The sequence below is a fragment of the Streptomyces sp. NPDC107654 genome (assembly GCF_055639035.1).
Window position 1 is genome coordinate 1 of sequence record NZ_JBVKBI010000054.1, and the last position, 4,607, is coordinate 4,607.

General features: G+C 74.0%; 1 protein-coding gene. It reads right to left on the reverse strand.

Annotation, left to right across the window (positions count from 1 at the left end; all coding sequences use genetic code 11):
• Positions 1-4,586: type I polyketide synthase (locus ACZ7N4_RS38965; RefSeq protein ID WP_471368750.1), on the reverse strand; the 4,586-nt coding region annotated here is incomplete at its 3' end.
• Positions 4,587-4,607: the final 21 nt, after the last annotated feature.

Here is a 4,607-nt window from a genome sequence, read left to right on the forward strand (position 1 = left end):
GGATTCTCCGCCTGCGCCACCCGGACCAGACCCCACACCGCCGCAGCAGCCGGATCCGTCACCGACCGCACACCACCCGCGGGCACCGCGCCCCGGGTGACGACGACCAGCCGGGCCGCGTCCAGACCGGGTCCTCCGGCCAGCCAGGCCTGGACGATCTCCAGCACCCGGCCGGTCAGGGCCAGTGCCGCCGCGTCGTCCGCGGTCTCGGTACGGCCGGCTTCCAGCACCACCACCGGGGGCACGCCCGAGCCGTCGGTCAGCGCGGCCACATGCGCGGGCTCGGTGATCGGGACCCAGGCGGGCGGCAGGTCGGTGCCCGGTTCCGTGGTCCCGGGCAGCTCCGTCCAGTCGACGCGGTACAGGGACTGCCGGCTGTCGTCGGCCGCCGCGCCGAGCTGGTCGGCGGAGACGGCCCGGGAGACCAGCGAGCGCAGTGTGAGCACCGGCGCGCCGGTCTCGTCCGCCGCGTCGAGGGACAGGGAGTCGGGCGCGGACCGGGTGAGGCGTACGCGCAGCGCCGAGGCGCCGGCCGCGTGCAGGCGCAGCCCGTTCCAGCCGAACGGGAGGTGGACACCGTTCCCGTCGTCGGTGCGGTTCTCGCCCTCGGGGTCGGCGAGCGCCACATCAAGCATCGCGGGGTGCAGCGCGGCGTCGAGCAGCGCCGGGTGGATGCCGAACCGGGCGGCGCCGGCCCGCTGGTCCTCGGGCACGGCGACCTCGGCGAAGAGGTCGTCACCACGCCGCCACAGGGCTCGTACGCCCTGGAAGACCGGCCCGTAGCCGTAGCCTGCCTCGGCCAGCAGCTCGTAGCCGCCGGAGACGTCCACCTGCCGTGCGCCGGTCGGCGGCCACACGGCGAGGTCGGCGACCGGCTCGGCGGGGTCGGCCGCCGCCGACGCGGTCAGGGTGCCGGCGGCGTGCCGGGTCCAGGCGTCGACGCCGATGTCCCCGGTGGGGTCCTCCGGTGCCGAGTACACGGCGACCGTGCGGGTCCCCGTCTCCTCCGGGCCGCCGACGGCGACCTGGACGCGTACCCCGCCCTGCTCCGGCAGCACCAGCGGGGCCTCGATGACCAGTTCCTCCAGGATCCCGCACCCGACCTCGTCACCGGCCCGCACGGCCAGCTCCACCAGCCCGGTACCGGGCACGAGCACCGCGCCGCCCACCGCGTGGTCCGCCAGCCACGGGTGCGTGCGCAGAGACAACCGGGACGTGCACAGCACGCCTCCCGTCTCCGGCACTTGGACCACCGCGCCGAGCAGAGGATGATCGGTACCGGTCTGCCCGAGCGAGGCGGCGTCCGCCGCGGGGCTGGGCTTCAGCCAGTAATGCCGGTGGTCGAACGCGTACGTCGGCAGGTCCACCTGCGCGCCGCCGCTGCCTTCGGGCAGCACGGCCGTCCAGTCGACCGCCACGCCCTTGACGAACACCGCGGCCATCGACATCAACAGCCGCCGAAGCCCGCCTTCTTCGCGCCGCAGCGAGCCGGTGACAACCGTGTCGGACTCCCCCGCCGCCTCGTCCACGATCTCGTTGACCGGCTGGACGAGGACCGGGTGGGCGCTGGACTCGACGAACACCGTGTGACCCTCGGCGAGGAGCGCCTCGACAGCCGGGCCGAAACGGACCTGGTTGCGCAGGTTGCGGTACCAGTAACCGCCGTCGAGCACGCCCGCCTCGCGTACCCACTCACCGGTGACCGTGGAGAAGAACGGCACCAGCGGCGCCTGGCCGTGGATGTCGGCGAACGCCTCCGCCAACGACCTTTCGATCGCCTCGACATGACGGGTGTGCGAGGCGTAGTCCACCGCGACCCGCCGGACCCGGACACCGTCGGCCTCCAACGCGGCCAGCGCCTCGTCCAACGCCTCGGCGTCACCGGCGATCACCACAGATGTCGGGCTGTTGACCGCCGCAACCTCAACCCGCCTGCCCCAGGCGGCAATCCGCGCGGCTGTCTCGTCCTTGGACAGCGCCACCGACGCCATACCGCCCCGCCCCGCCAACTCCCCCGCGATCACCTGACTGCGTACGGCCACGATCCGCGCCGCATCCTCCAGCGACAACGCCCCGGCCACGCAAGCGGCGGCGATCTCGCCCTGGGAGTGACCGACCACCGCGTCCGGCACGACACCCACCGACACCCACACCGCCGCCAGAGCGACCATCACCGCGAAACTCGCCGGCTGCACGACGTCCACCCGGTCCAGCAGATCGACATCACCGCGCAGGACGGCCGTCAGGTCCCAGTCCACCCACGGCTCCAAGGCCCGGGCGCACTCCCCGACCCGCTCCGCGAACACCGGCGAGGACTGCAGCAGTTCCCGGCCCATCCCCAGCCACTGCGACCCCTGACCCGGGAACACCAGAACCGTACGGCCAGGCGTCCCCGCACCACCGCGCACCACGACGGGACTGCCCTCGCCGCCCGCCAACGCGGCAAGCCCGGCCACCGCCTCCTCCCGCGACCCGGCGACCACCACGGCCCGCTCCGACAGCACCGCCCGCCGCCGCACCAGAGCACCCGCGACCTCCGTCGGCGAGGCGTCCGTGTCACCGACGAACGCGGCCAGTCGCTCCGCCTGACCGGACAGCGAACCCTCCGACGCCGCCGAGACCACCAGCGGAACCACTCCGTCATGCGGCTCGCGGGGAGCGGCGGGCTCTTCCGGGGCCTGCTCGAAGATGAGGTGGGCGTTGGTGCCGCTGAGGCCGAAGGAGGAGACGCCGACGCGGCGCGGACGGCCGGTCTCCGGCCACTGTCGGGCCTCGGTGAGCAGTTCGACGGCGCCGGCCGACCAGTCGACCTGCGGGGTGGGTTCGGCCACGTGCAGGGTCGGGGGGAGGACGCCGTGCCGTAGTGCCTCCACCATCTTGATGACGCCGGCGACACCGGCGGCGGCCTGCGTGTGGCCGATGTTGGACTTCACCGAGCCCAGCCACAGGGGCTCTTCGCGGTCTCGGCCGTAGGTCGCCAGCAGGGCCTGGGCCTCGATCGGGTCGCCGAGAGCGGTACCCGTGCCGTGGGCCTCCACCGCGTCGACCTCGGGCGCGGTGAGCCCGGCCGCCGACAGCGCCCGGCGGATGACCCGCTGCTGCGAGGGGCCGTTGGGGGCGGTCAGGCCGTTGGAGGCGCCGTCCTGGTTGATCGCGCTGCCGCGCAGCACGGCGAGGACCCGGTGACCCTTGCGGCGCGCCTCCGAGAGGCGTTCCAGGACGATCACGCCGACGCCCTCGGCCCAGCCGGTGCCGTCCGCGGTCGAGGAGAAGGCCTTGCAGCGGCCGTCGGGGGCGAGGGCCCGTTGCCGGGAGAACTCCACGAAGGTGCCCGGGGTCGCCATGATGGTCGCGCCGCCGGCGAGTGCGAGGGAGCACTCGCCGCCCCGCAGGGCCTGGGCGGCCAGGTGCATGGCGACCAGGGAGGAGGAGCAGGCGGTGTCCACGGTGACGGCGGGACCCTCGAAGCCCAAGGCGTACGAGACCCGTCCCGAGGCCACGCTCACCGCGGAGCCGGTGGCCGTGAAGCCGCCCAGCTCGGGCGGGATGTCTCCGCCGATGCCGTAACCCTGGGTCATCACACCGGAGAACACGCCGACGTCGGTGCCCTTCAGCGCGGACGGGTCGACGCCGGCCCGTTCCAGGGCCTCCCAGGACGTTTCGAGGAGGAGCCGCTGCTGCGGGTCCATCGCCAGCGCCTCACGCGGGGAGATCCCGAAGAACCCTGCGTCGAACGAGCCCGCCTCGTGCAGGAAGCCGCCCTGGTCGACGTACGAGGTGCCGGCCTTGTCGGGGTCGGTGTCGAAGATGTCGTCCACGTCCCAGCCGCGGTCGGCGGGGAATCCGGAGATGGCGTCGCGGCCCTCGGCCACCAACCGCCACAGTTCCTCGGGACTGTTGACTCCGCCGGGCAGGCGGCAGGCCATGCCCACGACGGCGATCGGCTCGTCCGGGTCGGCCAAGACGACCGTGGGGGCCGCCGCGCCGGTGGCGTTGCCGTTCAGTCCGTTCAGCCCGTCCAGCTCGTCGCGGAGGAAGCGGGCGAGCGCCAGCGGGGTCGGGTAGTCGTAGACGAGGGTGGCGGGGAGGCTGAGCCGGGTGGTCTCGCGGAGCCGGTTGCGCAGTTGGACGGCGGTGAGGGAGTCGAAGCCGGCGTCCTTGAACGCCTTGTCGGCCTTGACCTTGTCGGGGCCGCTGTGACCGAGCACGGTCGCGACGTGGGTGCGGACCAGGTCCAGGAGCAGGGTCTCCTGCTCGGCCGGGGTCAGGCCCGCGAGCCGGCCGGCCAGGCCGCTGCCGCGTCCGGCGGCGATACGGGCGGCGGCGCGCCGACTGTGCGGGATCAGTGTGCGCAGCAGGGACGGTATCCCGCCGCCGGCCGCGGCCTCGGCGCGTATCGCCCTCAGGTCCAGCTTGATCGGGACGAGGAGGCTGTCACCGGTGCGCAGGGCCGCGTCGAAGAGGTCCAGTCCCTCACCGGGGGCGATCGCCTGGAATCCGCCGCGGTTCAGGCGGGCCTGGTCGGCGGTGTCGAGGTGGGCGGTCATGCCGGTGGCCTGCTCCCACAGACCCCACGCCAACGACACACCCGGAAGCCCGGCGGCCCG